The sequence below is a fragment of the Klebsiella sp. HMSC09D12 genome, assembly GCF_001808475.1.
GTDB lineage: Bacteria > Pseudomonadota > Gammaproteobacteria > Enterobacterales > Enterobacteriaceae > Klebsiella > Klebsiella oxytoca.
In genome coordinates, this window is record NZ_KV793505.1 from 1 (window position 1) to 1,184 (window position 1,184).

A 1,184-nucleotide genomic window follows, 5' to 3' on the forward strand; every position below is an offset into this window, starting at 1 on the left:
GCAATACCGCCACCCGCTAAATTGCCGGTATCGGATCACTAAGGAGTAAGCATGACCACTGTTACCACCCCTTCCCAGCTGAAAAAAGAAGTCGAATCTCAGAAAGAATTATTGCTGCGCGCCTGCCTCGAAGCGTTCAACCAGCTGCCTAATCAGCGCCTGCAAGGCGCTTTCCCATCGACGTATGCACTGGCGGCAAAATTAGACCAGCTGCTGCAACAAACTAAATAGCACTGACGACCCGGCCAAGCCGGGTCTTTAACAGAAAGATCGAGGACAAACGACATGACCACACAAACCCTTGAGCAGACTCTTGAAGATTTTCGTCGCCAGTGTGAGAGTTTTGCGCGCGAACAGCAGCCCCGCTGCGGCCTGATTTATGAACTGTATCAGCGCCGCCTGAGCGCGGATATTGACGGCTATCTTGCTGGCGTTCCGGCCGAGTATCGGGAAGAACTGATCGCAGTAGCGCGGCGTGAATTTGACTATCTGACCCAAGACGAGATCGCGGAAGAAATCCGGCAGGATCGGGAAAACGGTTATTGCAGCCACGGTATTGAGCGTAATTGTTGCCCGCTGGGCTGCGGAGATCTAGACGATTACTGAGCCGCCGAAAGAAACAAGCCCGGATTGACCGGGCTTTTTTCTTTCCGCTGCGCGGCCGTTCCAGAGATAGCCGGTTGTTCTTTGTCTCTGTGTAAATATGTATTGCACAATACACTACAAATTTAGTTCGTTGGCTTCGACGGCAAGCCAGCAGTTAAAGGTTTCGCCTTTCCGTTCACCCCCGCAACCTCCCTCCGCTTTCAGCTTTCCGCAAGCCTGGCATTTTCCCAGCTGTGCCTTTTGCTCCTGCCACTGCTGCCAGTTGCGGATCAGCAGCAGCTGGAAAAATTCGTTCGTTGAATAAGGCGTTCGTCCTGGACGGCGAACCCGGCACAGCTCCTGCAACATTGCTTCTTCCTGTTTTGTTAGCGTGACTGTCACGCTTGCGCCTTCTTCCTTGAGCCGCGCGCGGCGGCGGGCCTGGCGTATACGGGCCAGTTCTCGCTGTCGGTCATTCATTATTTTTCTCCCCGTGATGGTCACGCGTGACTGTCACGCTGAATTAAAACGGGCATTGCCCCTGCGGGGCCGTTCTGCCGTGCTGCGCATCGAGCCGGTTCCCGTCTCGCCCCGCTTAC

3 protein-coding genes are annotated in these 1,184 nt (G+C 54.8%); 2 read left to right on the forward strand and 1 reads right to left on the reverse strand.

Annotated elements, in window-relative coordinates:
- Nucleotides 1-51: 51 nt before the first annotated feature.
- Together ccgAI and ccgAII are read left to right on the forward strand one after the other, a co-directional pair.
- Nucleotides 52-231: a protein CcgAI gene (gene ccgAI, locus HMPREF3178_RS24670; protein WP_033547535.1), complete on the forward strand. Its 180-nt coding sequence runs from the start codon at nt 52-54 to the stop codon at nt 229-231.
- Between the two features lie 54 nt (nt 232-285).
- Complete coding sequence (ccgAII, locus tag HMPREF3178_RS24675; protein ID WP_063267558.1) at nt 286-606, forward strand: protein CcgAII; 321 nt, start codon at nt 286-288, stop codon at nt 604-606.
- 114 nt (nt 607-720) lie between these two features.
- On the opposite strand, the gene HMPREF3178_RS24680 is transcribed toward ccgAII, so the two are convergent.
- On the reverse strand, nt 721-1,065 hold the full coding sequence (locus HMPREF3178_RS24680; protein WP_064772798.1) for a hypothetical protein: 345 nt from the start codon (nt 1,063-1,065) through the stop codon (nt 721-723).
- Between the last annotated feature and the right edge of the window lie 119 nt (nt 1,066-1,184).